The sequence below is a fragment of the Streptomyces sp. NPDC050738 genome (assembly GCF_040654175.1).
Classification (GTDB): domain Bacteria; phylum Actinomycetota; class Actinomycetes; order Streptomycetales; family Streptomycetaceae; genus Streptomyces.
On the sequence record NZ_JBFAHN010000001.1, the window covers coordinates 677,424 to 694,180 of the forward strand.

The 16,757-nt window shown below is 69.5% G+C and carries 11 protein-coding genes and 1 riboswitch; of the genes, 7 read left to right on the plus strand and 4 right to left on the minus strand.

Annotated features, from left to right (window positions below; genetic code table 11):
• The first annotated feature begins 36 nt into the window (after positions 1-36).
• The gene (locus AB0H78_RS03370; protein ID WP_363232513.1) at positions 37-471 is read left to right on the plus strand and encodes an SsgA family sporulation/cell division regulator; all 435 of its coding nucleotides are present in this window, start codon (positions 37-39) and stop codon (positions 469-471) included.
• Between the two features lie 32 nt (positions 472-503).
• Here the strand turns inward: AB0H78_RS03370 and AB0H78_RS03375 are convergent, their stop codons facing one another.
• Entirely contained in the window at positions 504-1,832 is a 1,329-nt protein-coding gene (locus AB0H78_RS03375; protein WP_363232514.1) for a YibE/F family protein, read from the minus strand.
• 71 nt (positions 1,833-1,903) lie between these two features.
• Positions 1,904-2,023: riboswitch (TPP riboswitch) on the plus strand.
• Here AB0H78_RS03375 and thiC point away from each other — a divergent pair.
• On the plus strand, positions 2,016-3,806 hold the full coding sequence (gene thiC / locus AB0H78_RS03380) for a phosphomethylpyrimidine synthase ThiC (RefSeq protein WP_363232515.1): 1,791 nt from the start codon (positions 2,016-2,018) through the stop codon (positions 3,804-3,806). It overlaps the preceding riboswitch by 8 nt.
• Positions 3,807-3,844: 38 nt before the next feature.
• Here the strand turns inward: thiC and AB0H78_RS03385 are convergent, their stop codons facing one another.
• The 3 genes from AB0H78_RS03385 to AB0H78_RS03395 all read right to left on the minus strand — a co-directional run bounded on the left by AB0H78_RS03385 (position 3,845) and on the right by AB0H78_RS03395 (position 7,215).
• On the minus strand, positions 3,845-4,672 hold the full coding sequence (locus AB0H78_RS03385) for a hypothetical protein (RefSeq protein WP_363232516.1): 828 nt from the start codon (positions 4,670-4,672) through the stop codon (positions 3,845-3,847).
• 182 nt (positions 4,673-4,854) lie between these two features.
• Entirely contained in the window at positions 4,855-5,907 is a 1,053-nt protein-coding gene (locus tag AB0H78_RS03390) for a metallophosphoesterase (RefSeq protein ID WP_363232517.1), read from the minus strand.
• 183 nt (positions 5,908-6,090) lie between these two features.
• Positions 6,091-7,215 carry a LacI family DNA-binding transcriptional regulator gene (locus AB0H78_RS03395; protein ID WP_363232518.1) on the minus strand — a complete coding sequence of 375 codons (1,125 nt, stop codon included), beginning with the start codon at positions 7,213-7,215 and terminating at the stop codon, positions 6,091-6,093.
• Positions 7,216-7,563: 348 nt separating this feature from the next.
• On the opposite strand from AB0H78_RS03395, the gene hisC reads away from it, so the two are divergent.
• The 5 genes from hisC to AB0H78_RS03420 all read left to right on the plus strand — a co-directional run bounded on the left by hisC (position 7,564) and on the right by AB0H78_RS03420 (position 16,720).
• Entirely contained in the window at positions 7,564-8,643 is a 1,080-nt protein-coding gene (gene hisC / locus AB0H78_RS03400; protein ID WP_363232519.1) for a histidinol-phosphate transaminase, read from the plus strand.
• A gap of 194 nt (positions 8,644-8,837) precedes the next feature.
• A complete protein-coding gene (locus AB0H78_RS03405; RefSeq protein ID WP_363232520.1) occupies positions 8,838-10,400 on the plus strand; it encodes a cytochrome ubiquinol oxidase subunit I in 1,563 nt (520 codons plus the stop codon).
• Between the two features lie 13 nt (positions 10,401-10,413).
• A complete protein-coding gene (gene cydB, locus AB0H78_RS03410; RefSeq protein WP_363232521.1) occupies positions 10,414-11,418 on the plus strand; it encodes a cytochrome d ubiquinol oxidase subunit II in 1,005 nt (334 codons plus the stop codon).
• A 36-nt stretch (positions 11,419-11,454) separates the two neighbouring features.
• Complete coding sequence (gene cydD / locus AB0H78_RS03415) at positions 11,455-14,994, plus strand: thiol reductant ABC exporter subunit CydD (RefSeq protein WP_363232522.1); 3,540 nt, start codon at positions 11,455-11,457, stop codon at positions 14,992-14,994.
• A gap of 10 nt (positions 14,995-15,004) precedes the next feature.
• On the plus strand, positions 15,005-16,720 hold the full coding sequence (locus AB0H78_RS03420) for a GAF domain-containing protein (protein WP_363232523.1): 1,716 nt from the start codon (positions 15,005-15,007) through the stop codon (positions 16,718-16,720).
• The last annotated feature ends 37 nt before the right edge of the window (positions 16,721-16,757 follow it).

The following is a 16,757-nucleotide window of genomic DNA, read 5'->3' on the forward strand; positions in this document are numbered from 1 at the left end:
TGTTCCAACACGGCATCCACTGCGGGGTAGAGGTACATGCGCGATTCGGTTCAGGCAGAGGTCATGATGAGCTTTCTCGTCTCCGAGGAGCTCTCGTTCCGTATTCCGGTGGAGCTCCGGTACGAGGCGCCAGACCCCTACGCGATCCGGATGACCTTCCATCTGCCCGGAGATGCGCCTGTGACCTGGGCTTTCGGGCGTGAGTTGCTGCTCGACGGCATCAACGCACCTACCGGGGACGGCGATGTGCACATCGCGCCGACCGACCCCGAGTCGCTCGCCGACGTCCACATCCGGCTTCAAGTGGGCGAGGACAGTGCGCTCTTCAAGGCCGGCACGGCCCCGCTGATCGCCTTCCTCGACCGTACGGACAAGCTCGTGCCGCTCGGGCAGGAGCGCACGCTGGGTGACTTCGAAGGCAATCTCGAAGAGGCGCTGGGGCGGATTCTCGCCGAGGAGAACGCGGGCTAGGCGCTGGGGGTTTGAGCTGAGCCGCAGCCGGTTCAGGCCTTGCGGCGGCGGCCCCCGCCGCCCTTTCCGCTGCGTACGGGTACGTGTACGGAATCAGGTGCGGCCTGGGGTCCCGTACGGTCCGCGGAGACGACCAGCGCCGCGAGCACCGTGGTCACCGGGACCGAGGCGACCAGACCGATCGAGCCGACCAGCGTCCGTACGATCTCCTCGGCGACCAGCTCGCTGTTGGCGACCATGCCCACGCTGCTCTGTGCGATGGAGAAGAGCAGCAGCAGCGGCAGGGCAGCACCCGCGTAGGCGAGTACGAGGGTGTTGACGACGGAGGCGATGTGGTCGCGGCCGATCCGGATGCCGGCGCGGTACAGCGCCCGTGGGCCCATCGACGGATCGGCCTGGTGCAGCTCCCATACGGCGGAGGTCTGGGTGACCGTCACATCGTCGAGGACACCGAGCGAGCCGATGATGACGCCGGCGAGCAGCAGGCCGCTCATGTCCAGGTGGGGATAGAGACCGTGGATCAGACCGGTGTTGTCGTCGGTGTTGCCGGTCAGATACGCCCAGCCGATGAAGAGCGAGCCGAGCAGCCCGATCAGCAGCAGGGAGATCAGGGTGCCGATGACCGCGACCGAGGTGCGGGCGGTCAGGCCGTGGCACGCGTAGAGGGCGATCAGCATGATCGCGCTCGCCCCGACCACCGCCACGAGCAGCGGGTTCGATCCGTGCAGGATCGCGGGGAGGATGAAGAGGGAGAGGATCGCGAAGGAGACGGCGAGCGCGACCAGCGCCATCACTCCGCGCATCCGGCCCACGACGACCACGGCCACCGCGAAGATGGCGGCGAGCACCGCCATCGGGACCTTGCGGTTCACATCGGTCACCGAGTACTGCAGGTCGTGCGGGGCATCGGGCGCGTACGCCACGACGACCTTCTGCCCCTCGTGCAACTGCCGCGGTGAGTCGGGCTGGACGATGGTGGTGAAGGTACGGCCCTTGTCGTCGCCGGTGGTGACTTCGACGGTCGCCTTCTCGCAGGTGCCCGATGAACTGGATGAGTTGGATTCGGGCGTCGAGGACGTCGAGGACGACGACTGGTTCTGTGCGGCGTTCACGTCCTTGCAGTCGACCTTCTCCACCTGCGTCACCTTGGCCTGCTGGGTCTGCTGGTCGAAGCCGACACCGGTGCGGGCGTGCTCGGGCGCACCGCCGGGCCACAGCACCACCAGACCGACAACCACCGCTGCGGCGAAGGGGATCAGGACCGCGGCGATCACCTTGCGCAGATGCCGGGACACGGGCGCCGCGGGGCCGTGGCTGTGGGAGTGGCCGTGCGCCTCGTGCGTGTCGTGGGGAGAAGTCACCGCCCGATCATCGCAAGAACGAGGGGGGCCCTCTGTTCACCGCGCCAGACATGACGCTAGCGTGGGGGCACCTTTGCACACGCGGGAGCTCGGAGCACCGGGCTGAGAGGGCGCTGACAGCACACCAGCTGCGCCGACCGCCGAACCTGTTACCGGGTAATGCCGGCGTAGGGAGTAGGTCTCATGACCACAGCAGATGCACACACGCCTGCCGTCAGCCAGGACACAACGGACACAGCGGCCGAGACCGGGCGCACGCCCGGCTGGCACAAGGGCTATGTGGAGGGCTCGCGCCCCGATCTCCGGGTGCCGGTCCGTCAGGTGCACCTCACCAACGGCAAGGACGTGACGCTGTACGACACGTCGGGTCCGTACACCGATCCCACCATCGACACCGACGTACGCCGCGGCCTCAGCCCGCTGCGGGAGAACTGGATCATCGGGCGCGGTGACACCGAGGAGTACGCGGGCCGCCCGGTCCGCCCCGAGGACGACGGGATCAAGCACACCTCGCCGCGCGGGGGGCTACGCAACCTGGACGCGGTCTTCCCGGGCCGTCCGCGCCAGCCCCGCAGGGGGCGCGAGGGGCGCGCGGTGAGCCAGCTCGCGTACGCCAAGCGCGGGGAGATCACCCCGGAGATGGAGTACGTCGCGATCCGCGAGAACGTCTCCCCCGAGGTGGTGCGCGAGGAGATCGCGGCGGGCCGGGCCGTGCTGCCCGCCAACGTCAACCACCCGGAGATCGAGCCGATGATCATCGGCAAGCGGTTCCTGGTGAAGGTGAACGCCAACATCGGCAATTCGGCGGTCACTTCCTCCATCGAGGAGGAGGTGGACAAGATGACATGGGCGACCAAGTGGGGCGCGGACACGGTCATGGACCTGTCCACCGGCCGCAACATCCACACCACGCGCGAGTGGGTGCTGCGCAACTCCCCCGTCCCGATCGGCACTGTGCCGCTCTATCAGGCCCTGGAGAAGGTGGACGGCCGGGCCGAGGAGCTGACCTGGGAGATCTACAAGGACACGGTCATCGAACAGGCCGAGCAGGGCGTCGACTACATGACGGTGCACGCGGGCGTCCGTCTCGCGTACGTACCGCTCACCGCACGCCGCAAGACCGGGATCGTCTCGCGCGGCGGATCGATCATGGCGGCCTGGTGCCTGGCGCACCACAAGGAGTCGTTCCTCTACGAGAACTTCGAGGAGCTCAGCGACATCCTCGCGGCGTACGACGTGACGTACTCGCTCGGCGACGGGCTGCGGCCCGGGTCGATCGCGGACGCCAACGACGAAGCCCAGTTCGCGGAGTTGAGGACCCTCGGGGAACTCAACACGATCGCCAAACGTCATGATGTACAGACGATGATCGAGGGCCCGGGACACGTCCCGATGCACAAGATCAAGGAGAACATCGACCTCCAGCAGGAGATCTGTGAAGAGGCCCCGTTCTACACCCTGGGGCCGCTGACCACCGATGTGGCGCCCGCCTACGACCACATCACCTCCGGCATCGGTGCGGCGATGATCGCCTGGTGGGGCACGGCGATGCTCTGCTATGTCACGCCCAAGGAGCACCTCGGTCTGCCCAACCGTGACGACGTGAAGACCGGCGTCATCACCTACAAGATCGCGGCCCATGCGGCGGACCTCGCCAAGGGGCACCCGGGCGCCCAGGACTGGGACGACGCGCTCTCCGACGCCCGCTTCGAGTTCCGCTGGGAGGACCAGTTCAATCTGGCCCTCGACCCGGTCACGGCGCGGGAGTTCCACGACGAGACGCTGCCCGCGGAGCCGGCGAAGACCGCCCACTTCTGCTCCATGTGCGGGCCGAAGTTCTGCAGCATGAAGATCTCGCAGGACATCCGGCGCGAACACGGGGGCACGCAGGAGGAGATCGAGTCGGGGATGGCGGAGAAGTCGAAGGAGTTCGCCGCGTCCGGCAACCGGGTCTATCTGCCCATCGCCGACTGATTCGCTGGGGCCTCAACAGGCAGTCCCCGGCCGCCGGTTCACTCCGGCTGGTGGTCGGGGCCGCCGAAGTCGGGGCTGGTGAAGTCCGGGCTGGTGAAGCTGGGGTGCTGGCCCGATGAGCCCTCGTCGGGGCTGGCGAAGTCGGGGCGGCTGTAGCCGAGGTTGGGGATGCGGCCCGCCGGGCGGTACGGAGCGGGGGCCGTCGGGTCGACGCTCGGATCGGCCAGGGCGTCGCGCAGGAAGGGGAGTATGCCCCGCTCCAGGAGTGCGTGGCGCCAGGCGTCACGGGCCCGCGCCACTTCCTCGGAGAGCTCGTCGCCCTCCTGCTCCTCCTCGGCGTGCACCTCGGTCGCACCGTTGCGCAGCGCGGTGAGCAGCAGCCCGCCGGCCGCGACCAGGATGGCCAGCGCGGTGAGTGCGCCGAAGAACCAGCCCGCGGTGATCAGGGTGTCCGCGAAGCCGGGCGGTGGGCTGATGAGCTTGAGGATGTAGCCCACCAGAAGGAAGATCAGGGCGGCGGTGCCCGCGAGAACGGGAGCCAGTACGGCCACGACGGCGCCCAGGCCCGCGCCTTCCCCTGCCGCTTCGCCCAGCGCAGGGGCGAGCACGGAGCCTCGTATGGAGGGGCTTTCGGGCGTGCGCAGCTCTTGGCGCACCTTGACGAAGTGCTCGTACTCTGCGGACGCGGCCTGGGTGACGATCGATCCGGCGTCCAGAACCATGGTGCGCAGCTGCTCGGTGTTGAGTCTCCGGCCGACTCCTTCGAGATCGGGCCGGTCGTGCGCGGTGCGCAGTGCCTCGTCGAGGATCCGCTCGAACTCCGGGCGGTCCTCGGTCAGCAGGTGCGGAGCGCTGTTCATGTGCATCCCCCGATGCTCCGTAGGGCCGGGCGCCCGTCTGGTGACGGGCAGTTGGGCGGAAGCGGAGGAGAACCTGCTACGGATAAGCCGATGGTAGAGCCGTTACGGCACGGGGTGACAGGGGGTTTCCCTAAAACACTCCGTTCGCGCCCGCCCGGCGCCTTTTCCTGCGCCTTCCCCGTCAGCGATCAGTTATGCAGGGGGAGTTGGACGACCAGTAGCTTTCCGGCCATGGTCACTCCGCCGTCCATGGCGATGGCCAGTCCGTCCGCGTACAGATGAGGACCCTCGACGACCGGCCGCGACTCCTCCTCGCCGTCCTCGGTGCCGACCTGGCCGAGCAGGTACGGGATGGGGCTGTGGCCGTGGACGACGCGGCGGCCGCCGTACGCGCCGAGCAGCTCCTGGACGGCGCTGGGCCCCGAGTCCTCGTCGCGGAAGGCGAAGCGCTTGGTGAGCTTGCGGAAGAGGTCCCAGCACTCGTCGGCGTCATTACGGGTGAGGGTCTCGCGGATGGTGTCGTTGACCGCCTCGATGGAGTCGCCGTAGTCGAGGTAGGCGGTGGTGTCGGAGTGCATCAGGAGGTGGTCGTCCTCCAGCTCCATGGCGTCCAGGCGGGCCATCCACTGGAGGTGGACGTCCTGGAGGCGGTCCATGTCGGCCTTCTGGCCGCCGTTGAGGAGCCAGGCGGCCTGGAAGGTGGCGGTGCCGGCGCCGGAGTTCACCGGGGTGTCGCCGAAGCGCTTCGCGCCGAGCAGCAGGAGCTCGTGGTTGCCCATGAGGGCCTTGCAGTAGCCGCCGGCGGCCGCTGCCTCGGCGGAGAGGCGCATCACGAGGTCGATGACGCCGATGCCGTCGGGGCCGCGGTCGGTGAAGTCGCCGAGGAACCAGAGGCGGGCGTTGCCCGCCGACCAGTTGCCCTCGGCGTCGATCAGGCCCTGCGCCTGGAGGGCGTCGATCAGCTCGTCGAGATAGCCGTGGACGTCTCCGACGACGAAGAGCGGGCCGCCTTCACCGTCCGGGAGCGCGGCCTCGATGACGGTCGGGACCGGGACCGTGTCGCCGGGGCCCTCGCGGCCGATGACCGGCAGATCGCGCTGAGTGGGGGTGTAGCCCTCGGGCTCCGCCTCCGCAGGCTCCTCGCCCTCGTATCCGTATGCATGCGCGTACGCGGGCGGCACGGAGTAGTCGGGCTCCGCAGCCGTCCGCACCGTGGGTTCCAGACCGGCCCCCTGAGTCATCGACCCCTCCACCACCGTCGCGCCGCCGTGCACCGGTCGGACCTTCCAGGTCGGGGTCGTCCACGGTGTCGTCCGCCCATCATAGGAATGAGCTTCGTCCTGTGTGACGCACCAGGGGTGTTGAATCCGGGTGCGCCCACGGTTGACGGGTTGATTCGGTGTGATTTTTCCTGAATGGCCTGATCAGTTGTCCGGCGCGGGGGAGCGCGGCGGACTGACCGTGGTGCGCGGCGGGCGTCGCTGGGACGACGTCCGGACGATGAGTTCGGTCGGTATCACCTGCTCGACGGGCCGGTCGTGCTCGATGCCCTCGATGGCGTCGATGAGCAGTTGGATGACGGCGGTGCCGATCCTGCGGGGTTTGAGCGAGAGTGTGGTGATGGGCGGCTCGGTGTTGGCGTACACGGTGGATTCGCTGCAGCAGACGAGCAGCAGGTCCTCGGGGACGCGCAGGCCGTAGCGGCGGGCCGCGGCGAGCAGATCGGTGCCGTTGGGGTCGAAGAGTCCGTAGACGGCGTCGGGGCGGTCGGGTCGGGCGAGTAAGCGGTCCGCGGCCACCGCGCCCGCGCAGGGGTCGTGGGCCGGGTAGGACTCGTACACCGGGTCCTGATCGACCCGCTCGCACCAGCGCAGATAGGCCTGGGTGGAGAGCCGGGTGTAGGTGTCGGTGGTGGTCCCGGTGAGCAGCCCGATACGGCGGGCCCCGGCGGCGGCGAGATGGTCGAGGATGTCGAGCACCGCGGCTTCGTGGTCGTTGTCGACCCATGCCGTGACGGGCAGGGTGCCCGCCGGGCGGCCGTCGGAGACGACGGGAAGGCCCTGGCGTACGAGTTCGGTGACGACCGGGTCGTGGTCGGAGGGGTCGATCACGACGGTTCCGTCGAGTGCGACGTTCGACCAGACGTCCACGGCGCTGTGGCGTGAGGTGGCGGGCAGGATGACTAGGGCATAGCCGCGTGCGAGCGCGGCGGAGGTGGCGGCTCTGGCCATCTCGGCGAAGTACGCGAATTCGGTGAAGGTGAAAGGTTCATCCCCGTATGTGGTCACGGTCAGGCCGATCAGGCCGGACTTGCCGGTACGGAGCGTGCGGGCCGCCGCGGACGGGCGATAGCCCAGTCTCTCTGCGACCTCGCGGACATGGCGGCGGGTGGCATCGGGGAGCCGCCCTTTGCCGTTGAGGGCGTCGGAGACGGTCGTGATGGAGACACCGGCCGCGGCGGCCACGTCCCTGATGCCCGCTCGTCCCTGCCGTCCGGGCCTGCGGGGAGTCTCCGCCCGGCTCACCTGGTGCTTCCCTGCTGCTGTCATGGCAGGCCGATAGTAGGGCGATGTGGGCCGTTGGGGCCGCGTGCATATGCACCCACGAGCAGTCACGTTTCTGCATGGTCGTTTACGGTCAAATCCCTTCGATGCCATGGGAGTTGAGGGGACGGAGGGTGGAGTGACGCCCATCGACCCGTGTGGGCCTGCCCCATGGTCGATGTTTCGATGAGGTCTCAACTCACCTCTACGGGGGACGCGCGCCACGGCGTGAGCCACCGGCGTGCGCCAGGGCGGGGAGCGCTCCCCCTCTCCGTACGCCCGTCGCACTCGGCTCTTCGCAGCACCGGGGAATCCTCATAGGGTGAGCAGTATTCGAGCCGAGGAGAGACCGCTGTGAGCGAGAAGAGCCCCAAGCTGCGTGCCGCGCTGGATTCAGTGCCCGCGTACGTGCCCGGAAAGCCCGCCGCGGCGGGCGGTCCGGTCGCGTTCAAGCTGTCGTCGAACGAGAACCCCTATCCGCCGCTGCCCGGTGTGATGGAGAGTGCGCTCGCCGCGGCCGGGACCTTCAACCGCTACCCGGACATGGCGTGCACGGGGCTGATGAACGAGCTGGCCGAGCGCTTCGGGGTGCCGGTCTCGCATCTGGCCACCGGCACGGGCTCCGTGGGCGTCGCGCAGTCGCTGCTGCAGGCCACCTCGGGCCCCGGCGACGAGGTCATCTACGCCTGGCGGTCCTTCGAGGCGTACCCGATCATCACCCAGGTCAGCGGGGCGACCTCGGTGAAGGTGGCGCTGGACGCCGACGAGAAGCACGACCTGGACGCGATGTACGACGCGATCACCGAGCGGACCCGGCTGATCTTCGTCTGCAACCCGAACAACCCGACCGGAACGGTGGTGCGCAGGGCCGAGCTGGAGCGCTTCCTGGACCGGGTGCCGGGCGATGTGCTGGTGGTGCTGGACGAGGCGTACCGGGAGTTCAACCGGGACACCGAGGTGCCCGACGGCATCGAGCTCTACCGGGACCGGCCCAATGTGGCGGTGCTGCGCACCTTCTCCAAGGCGTACGGACTGGCCGGCCTGCGGGTCGGCTTCGCCGTCGCGCACGAGCCGGTGGCGGCCGCGCTCCGCAAGACGGCGGTGCCCTTCGGGGTGAGCCAGCTCGCCCAGGACGCGGCGGTCGCCTCGCTGCGCGCCGAGGACGAACTGATGGGCCGGGTCGGCTCCTTGGTGTCCGAGCGCACCCGGGTGGCCGAGACGCTGAGCGGCCAGGGATGGACGGTCCCGCAGACCGAGGCCAACTTCGTGTGGCTGCGGCTGGGGGAGCGTACGGGCGACTTCGCGGCCGCGTGCGAGAAGGCCGGGGTCGTGGTGCGGCCCTTCGCGGGTGAGGGGATCCGGATCACGATCGGCGAGACCGAGGCGAACGATCTCTTCCTGAAGGCGGCCGAGGCCTTCCGCAAGGAGCTGTAAGTCGTCTGCGTACGTTCGTGACATGGGCGGGGTCCTCTTAGGGGACCCCGCCTTCGTCGTGCCGAATGTGTGTGCGCCATAATTGCTTGTGAATGTGAACGCGTTCACAAGCGTGTCCCGTTTCCTCCCTCGATGTCTGGGATCAAAGGGGCAGACTGCCGCTGATACCACGGCGAAATAAGGAGACTGACGACGTGGACCTAGCTCTGGCGCCGGAGACCTTGGCGCGATGGCAGTTCGGCATCACCACCGTCTACCACTTCCTGTTCGTACCGCTCACGATCTCGCTCGCCGCGCTCACCGCCGGGCTCGAGACCGCGTGGGTGCGGACCGGGAAGGAGAAGTACTTCCACGCCACCAAGTTCTGGGGAAAGCTCTTCCTCATCAACATCGCGATCGGTGTGGCGACCGGTCTGGTGCAGGAGTTCCAGTTCGGCATGAACTGGTCGGACTACTCGAAGTTCGTCGGTGACGTCTTCGGCGCACCGCTCGCCATGGAGGCGCTCATCGCCTTCTTCTTCGAGTCGACCTTCATCGGACTGTGGATCTTCGGCTGGGACAAGCTGCCCAAGAAGATCCACTGCGCCTGCATCTGGCTGGTGGCGATCGGCACGATGGCCTCGGCGTTCTTCATCCTGGCGGCCAACTCCTGGATGCAGCACCCCGTCGGCTACGAGATCGACAAGGTCACCGGCCAGGCCCGCCTCAACGACGTCTTCCGCGTGCTCTTCCAGGACACGTCGATCTGGCAGTTCGCGCACACCATGTCCTCGGCCTTCCTGACCGGCGGCGCCTTCATGATCGGTGTCTCCAGCTATCTGCTGTGGAAGATCAAGAAGCGCAAGGACGCGGGCGAGGAGGTCGACCGGAAGCGGACCGTGACCCTGCGCACCTCGCTCAGGCTCGGACTCGTCGTCACGATGATCGCGGGTGTTCTGGTCGCGCTCTCCGGCGACTCCCTGGCCAAGGTGATGTTCAAGCAGCAGCCGATGAAGATGGCCGCGGCCGAGGCGCTGTGGGACACCGAGTGCCCTGCTCCGTTCTCCATCTTCGCGGTGGGCAACGTCAGCGAGGGACACAACTCCGTTGAAATACAGCTTCCGGGCCTGCTCTCCTTCCTCGCCGACAACAACTTCCACAGCTGCGTCCCCGGCATCAACGAGACCGCCGCGGCCGAGGCCGAGAAGTACGGCGGCAGTCCTTCGGACTACATCCCCAACATCTTCGTCACCTTCTGGGGATTCCGGCTGATGATCGGCATCGGCCTCACCGCGGCTGTCGCGGCGGGCGCCGGATTCTGGCTCACCCGGAAGAAGAAGTGGCTGCTACCGGAGCACCGGACCGCCGAGGACGAGATCCCCAGGCTGATGCTCACCAACAAGCGGGAGCTCGGCCCGACGATCACCAAGTGGGGCTGGCGGGTCGGGATGTTCTCGCTGTACTTCCCGTTCATCGCCAACTCCATCGGCTGGATCTTCACCGAGATGGGCCGTCAGCCCTGGGCGGTCTTCGGGCTCATCAGGACCGCGGACTCGGTCTCCCCCGGTGTCAGCCAGACGGAGATGGCCATCTCGCTCGCCGCGCTGACCGCGCTGTACGGGGTGCTGTTCTGGATCAACGTACGGCTGATGCGCAAGTACATCCTCAAGGGTCCCGACACCGACGAGCAGCCGCCCGCCAAGGACCCGACGTTGCGCGGCCCCTCCGGCGGCGACGACGACGCCGATGCCGACAAGCCCCTGACCTTCGCGTACTGAGAGGAGATTCGCCATGGGCCTCAACGATTTCTGGTTCCTTCTGATCGCCGTTCTGTGGACCGGTTACTTCTTCCTCGAAGGCTTCGACTTCGGGGTCGGCATCCTCACCCGGCTGCTCGCCCGTGACCGGGCCGAGCGGCGCGTACTGATCAACATCATCGGTCCGGTCTGGGACGGCAACGAGGTGTGGCTGCTCACCGCGGCGGGCGCGATGTTCGCCGCCTTCCCGGTCTGGTACGCCACGTTCTTCAGCGGTTTCTATCTGCTGCTCGTGCTGGCGCTGCTGCTGCTGATCGTGCGTGTGCTGTCCTTCGAGTACCGCCACCAGCGGCCGCAGGAGAGCTGGCAGCGCAACTGGGAACTGGTGCTCTTCGTCAGCTCCCTGCTGCTCCCCTTCCTGTGGGGCGCGATGTTCGCCAACATGCTGCACGGCGTGCCGATCAACTCCGATCAGGACTACGCCGGTTCGTTCAGCGACCTGCTCAACTGGTACGCCCTACTCGGGGGCCTTGCCTTCGTCGGCCTGTGCACGCTGCACGGAGCGGTGTTCACGGCGCTGAAGACCGTCGGGGACATCCGGGTGCGGGCACGGGCGCTCGCCCTCAAGGCCGGCGTCCTCACGCTGCTGCTGGGGGCCGGCTTCCTGATCTGGCTGCAGAGCGAACGCGGCAACGGCGCCACCCTGGCGACGCTGTGCGTGGTGGTCGTGGCGCTCGTCGGCGCACTGCTGATGAACGCGAAGGCCCGCGAGGGCTGGGCGTTCGCGCTCACCGGGGTCGCGATCGCCGCCATCGTCGCGACGATCTTCCTGGCGCTCGCACCCGACGTCATGCCGTCCTCGCTCAACGAGGAGTGGAACCTGACGATCGACAACACCGCCTCGGGTCCGTACACGCTGAAGGTGATGACCTGGGTCGCGGGCATCATGACGCCGCTCGTGCTGCTCTACCAGGGCTGGACGTACTGGGTGTTCCGCAAGCGGATCGGTACGCAGCACATCGCCGAAGTCGCGCACTAGTTGCAGTTCCGGCTCTCCATGTGAGGGATGTTTCACGTGAAACCGATCGACCCGCGCCTGCTCAGGTACGCCCGTGCCACCCGCCTCTTCCTCGGGGCGGTGGTGGTGCTGGGGATCGCCGGAGCGGGGCTGGTCGTCGCCCAGGCGATGCTCATCGCCGATGTGGTGGTGGGGGCGTTCCAGCACGGTGACGGTGTCGCCGGACTGCGGACGCCCCTGCTCCTGCTCGGCGCTGTCGCCGCCGGGCGCGGGCTCGTCTCCTGGCTGACGGAACTCGCCGCCCACCGGGCCAGTGCGGCGGTCAAGTCCGAGCTGCGGGGGCGGCTGCTGGAGCGGGCCGCCGCGCTGGGGCCCGGCTGGTTGAACGGGCAGCGGACGGGGTCGCTCACCGCGCTGGCCACGCGTGGAGTCGACGCGCTGGACGACTACTTCTCGCGCTATCTGCCGCAGTTGGGGCTCGCTGTGGTCGTGCCGGTCGCGGTGCTGGCGAGGATCGTCACCGAGGACTGGGTGTCCGCGGCGATCATCACCGGGACGCTGCCCCTGATCCCCGTCTTCATGATGCTGATCGGCTGGGCGACCCAGTCCCGGATGGACCGTCAGTGGCGGCTGCTGTCACGGCTGTCGGGGCACTTCCTGGACGTCGTCGCAGGGCTGCCGACGCTGAAGGTCTTCGGCCGGGCGAAGGCGCAGGCCGAGTCGGTCAGGGCCATCACGAACGAGTACCGCCTGGCGACGCTGCGGACGCTGCGGATCGCTTTTCTCTCCTCGTTCGCCCTGGAGCTTCTGGCCACCCTGTCGGTCGCGCTGGTCGCGGTCTCGATCGGGATGCGGCTGGTCAAGGGGGAGTTGGACCTCTACACGGGACTGGTGATCCTCGTCCTGGCCCCGGAGGCGTATCTGCCGCTGCGGCAGGTGGGGGCGCAGTATCACGCGGCGGCCGAGGGGCTCGCGGCGGCGGAGGAGATCTTCGCCGTACTGGAAGAGCCGCTGCCCGCGGGCGGCACGGAGGACGTGCCGGGCTCGCTGCGGCTGGAGCTGGACAACGTATCGGTACGGCATGAAGGCCGTGCCCAGCCGTCGCTCGACTCGCTGTCGCTGGTGGTCGAACCCGGAGAGACCGTGGCGGTCACCGGGCCGAGCGGGGTGGGCAAGACGACGCTGCTCAACGTACTGCTGGGATTCGCCGTGCCGGAGCAGGGCGGCCGGGTGCGGGTGGGTGGCACCGACCTTGCGGACCTCGACGCCGGGCGGTGGCGGGAGCGGATCGCCTGGGTGCCGCAGCGGCCGTATCTCTTCGCGGGGTCGATCGCGGAGAACGTACGCCTCGCGCGTCCTGACGCGGACGACGCGGCGGTCCTCGGTGCGCTGAGGGACGCGGGCGCGTACGACTTCGTGACCGCACTCCCCCAGGGTGCGGACACCATGCTGGGCGAGGACGGCGCGGGGCTCTCGGCCGGTCAGCGCCAACGCCTCGCCCTGGCACGGGCTTTCCTCGCCGACCGCCCGCTGCTGCTCCTCGACGAGCCGACGGCGGCGCTGGACGGGGAGACCGAGGCGGGCATCGTCGATGCGGTACGGAGGCTGGCCGCGGGCCGCACCGTCCTGCTGGTCGTGCACCGGCCGGTGCTGCTGGCGGTGGCCGACCGGGTGGTGGAACTGTCGTGGGGGGCGGCCGCCGCGGTGCCTCGGCCCGCAGGCACCGCGGAGAATCTGACGGCATCCGCGGCAGCGGTTCCGGTACGGGAGGAGTCGCCGGAGCCCCAGCGGCCTCCCGTGGAAGGGTCCGCGCGTTCTGCTCTCGCCTGGGTGCGCGGCGGCGCCCGGGGCGTACGGGGGCGGCTGGCCTGGGCGTTGGTGCTCGGGGGGCTTGCGCTGGGCAGCGCCGTGGGGCTGATGGCCACCTCGGGGTGGCTCATCTCGCGGGCCTCGCAGATGCCGCCGGTGCTCTATGTGATGGTCGCGGTCACCGCCACCCGCGCCTTCGGGATCGGGCGGGCCATCTTCCGATACATGGAGCGTCTCGTCTCGCACGACACCGTGCTGCGGATGCTCGCCGAGCTCCGCGTCTCGGTCTATCGCAGGCTGGAGCGGATCGCCCCCGCGGGGCTGCGCACGGCCCGGCGCGGGGATCTACTGTCGCGGCTCGTGGCCGATGTGGACGCGCTGCAGGACTACTGGCTGCGCTGGATGCTGCCGGCGGGCGCCGCTGTGGTCGTGTCCGTCGGCACATGCGGGTTCGTGGCCTGGCTGCTGCCCGCCGCGGGCGCGGTGCTGGCCGCCGGGCTGCTGGCCGCGGGGGTCGGGGTGCCGCTGGTGACCGGAGCCTTCGCACGCCGGGCCGAGCGTCAACTGGCGCCCGCGCGCGGGCTGCTCGCGACGCGGGTCGTCGATCTCCTCACCGGTAACGCCGAGTTGGCCGTGGCCGGGGCCCTGCCCGCGCGGCTGCGCGGAGCCAGGGACGCCGACCGGGACCTGACCCGGATCGCCTCCAGGGGCGCCGGCGCCACCGCGCTCGGCGGCGGCCTGATCGCGCTGCTGTGCGGGCTGACGGTGGCCGGGGCCGCACTGGTGGGCGTGAGCGCGGTGCGCGAGGGGCAACTGGCCGGAGTGGAGCTGGCGGTGATCGTGCTGACGCCGCTGGCCGCGTTCGAGGCGGTCACGGGGCTGCCGCTGGCCGTGCAGTACCGCCAGCGGGTCCGCAAGAGCGCCGAGCGCGTCATGGAGGTGCTGGAAGCGCCTCTTCCCGTACACGAGCCCGAGCAGCCGGCCGCCGCTCCCGCCTCGCCCTTCCCGCTGGAACTGCGCGGGCTGAGCGCCCGGTATCCCGGAGCGGACCGTACGGCGCTGAGCGGATTCGACCTGCGGCTCGACGAGGGCAAGCGGGTCGCCGTCGTCGGCGTCTCGGGGGCCGGGAAGACCACCCTCGCCCAGGTGCTGCTGCGATTCCTGGACGTGGAGGCGGGGACGTACACGCTCGGCGGTACGGACGCCTTCTCGCTGGACGGGGACACGGCCAGGGGCTTCGTCGGGCTGTGCGCGCAGGACGCGCACCTCTTCGACAGTTCCGTACGGGAGAACCTCCGGCTGGCCAGGACCGGTGCCACCGACGCCGAACTGCGCCAGGCGCTGGAGCGCGCCCGCCTCGGTAACTGGGCCGACGAGCTGCCCGACGGGCTCGACACCCTGGTCGGCGAGCACGGCGCCCGGCTCTCCGGAGGTCAGCGCCAGCGGCTCGCGCTGGCCCGTGCGCTGCTGGCCGACTTCCCCGTTCTCGTACTGGACGAGCCGGCCGAGCACCTCGACCTGGCGACGGCGGACGCGCTGACGGCGGATCTGCTCGCCGCCACCCGGGGGCGCACGACCGTGATCATCACGCACCGGCTGAAGGGCCTGGAGGGTGTGGACGAGGTGATCGTGCTGGACGGCGGGCGCGTGGTGCAGCGCGGCAGCCATGCGGAGCTGGCGGGGAGCGAGGGGCCGCTGCGGCGGATGCTGGACCGCGAGCGGGAGGGCGATCTGGTCGGTACCCGGCTTTCCCCGGGCCGACTTTCCTCAACAAATGGGACTAACTAGTCTCAAGGGCATGTCAGCGCCGGATCCCAGGGATCCTCTCGAAGCCGCCACCCGGGCGACCCGCAGCCTTCAGGGGCTCTCCACCGAGCTCACCGCGCGGGTGCCGCAACTGCTCGAAGCGATGCGCTCGGTCGGCACGGGGCTCGAACTGCACTCCACGCTGGACCGGATCTGCGAGACGGCGGCCGAGCTGGCGGACGCACGCTATGCCGCGATCGGGGTCGTCGACGAGGAGTCCACGGGGCTCTCCGACTTCGTCACGTACGGGGTCACCGCCGAGCAGGCGGCGGCGATCGGGAGGCGGCCCGACGGGCACAAGGGGCTGCTCGGCGCGCTGATCCACGAGCCGGACAGCGTACGGCTGGCGGATCTGACCACCGATCCGCGCTCGGCGGGATTCCCGGCGGGCCATCCGCCGATGCGGACCTTCCTGGGTGTTCCGATCCGGGTGCAGGGAGAGATTTTCGGCAATCTGTATCTCGCCGAGAAGAACGGCGGGGGCGAGTTCAACGACTACGACCTGCACATGGTGCGGGTCCTCGCGACCGAGGCCGGGATCGCGATCGGCAACGCGCGGCTGTACGAGGCCGCGCGCCAGCGCGAGCGCTGGATCGACGGTTCGGTGGCCGTCACCACCGCGCTGCTGGCCGGCGGCGACGCGGACGACGCCCTCGCCGTCGTGGCCGAACAGGCCCGCCATCTCGCCGCGTCGGACGCCGGGCTGGTGCTGCTGCCCGCGGCCTCGGAGGAGGGCGGCCTGGAGATCGTGGCCATCTCCTCGGACCACCCGCGAGACGCGCTGGGCGTGATCATCCCGCAGGACAGCCCGGTCGTCGGGAAGCTGCTGGCCGGTGAGGCGGTCTTCGTGGACGATGCCGCGACCGACCCCCGGATGGTCACCAGCCTCGCGGAGCGGTACGGACCGAGCATGATGCTGCCGCTGCACAGCGGGGGCCGGGTCCTCGGTGCGCTGGCCACCCCGCGGGTGCGCGGCGGCCGTCCCTTCACCGAGGCGGAGCGGACCCTCGCCACCCAGTTCGCCTCGCAGGCGGCGCTCGCGCTGATGATGGCCGAGGCACAGCGCGACCGGGAGCGGCTCGCGGTCTTCGAGGACCGGGACCGGATCGCCCGCGATCTGCACGACCTCGTCATCCAGCGGCTCTTCGCCACCGGGATGATGCTGGAGAGCGCCCAGCGCAGGTCCATGGTGCCCGAGGTGCAGACCGGGGTCGGCAAGGCGGTGGACGAGCTGGACGTGACGATCCAGGAGATCCGCACCGCCATCTTCGCGCTCCAGCAGGGGCCCGCGGAGGCCCCGTCCGGGCTGCGTACCCGCGTGCTGCGGGAGATCAACATGGCGGCCGTGCCGCTCGGCTTCAAGCCCGCGCACCGCTTCCTGGGCGCGGTGGACACCATGGTCGACGAGCTGACCGGGAAGAACCTGATCGCGGCGCTGCGCGAAGCGCTGTCCAATGCGTTCCGGCACGCGGAGGCGAGCAGGATCGAGGTCGTCGTCGATGCGACGGCGCATCTCGAGGACGGGCGTGACGCGGTACGTCTCTCGGTCTGTGACGACGGCGTGGGCATCCCGGAAGGGGGGCGGCGCAGCGGGCTGCGCAATCTCAACCGGCGCGCCGAATCGCTGGGCGGATCGAGCTGGCACGGGCCCGGCCTGGAGGGCGGTCGCGGGCCGGGCGCGACGGTGGTATGGGAAGTGCCGCTGTAGGCCAAGTGGCGCTGAGTGAGCCGTAAATACGGAGAAT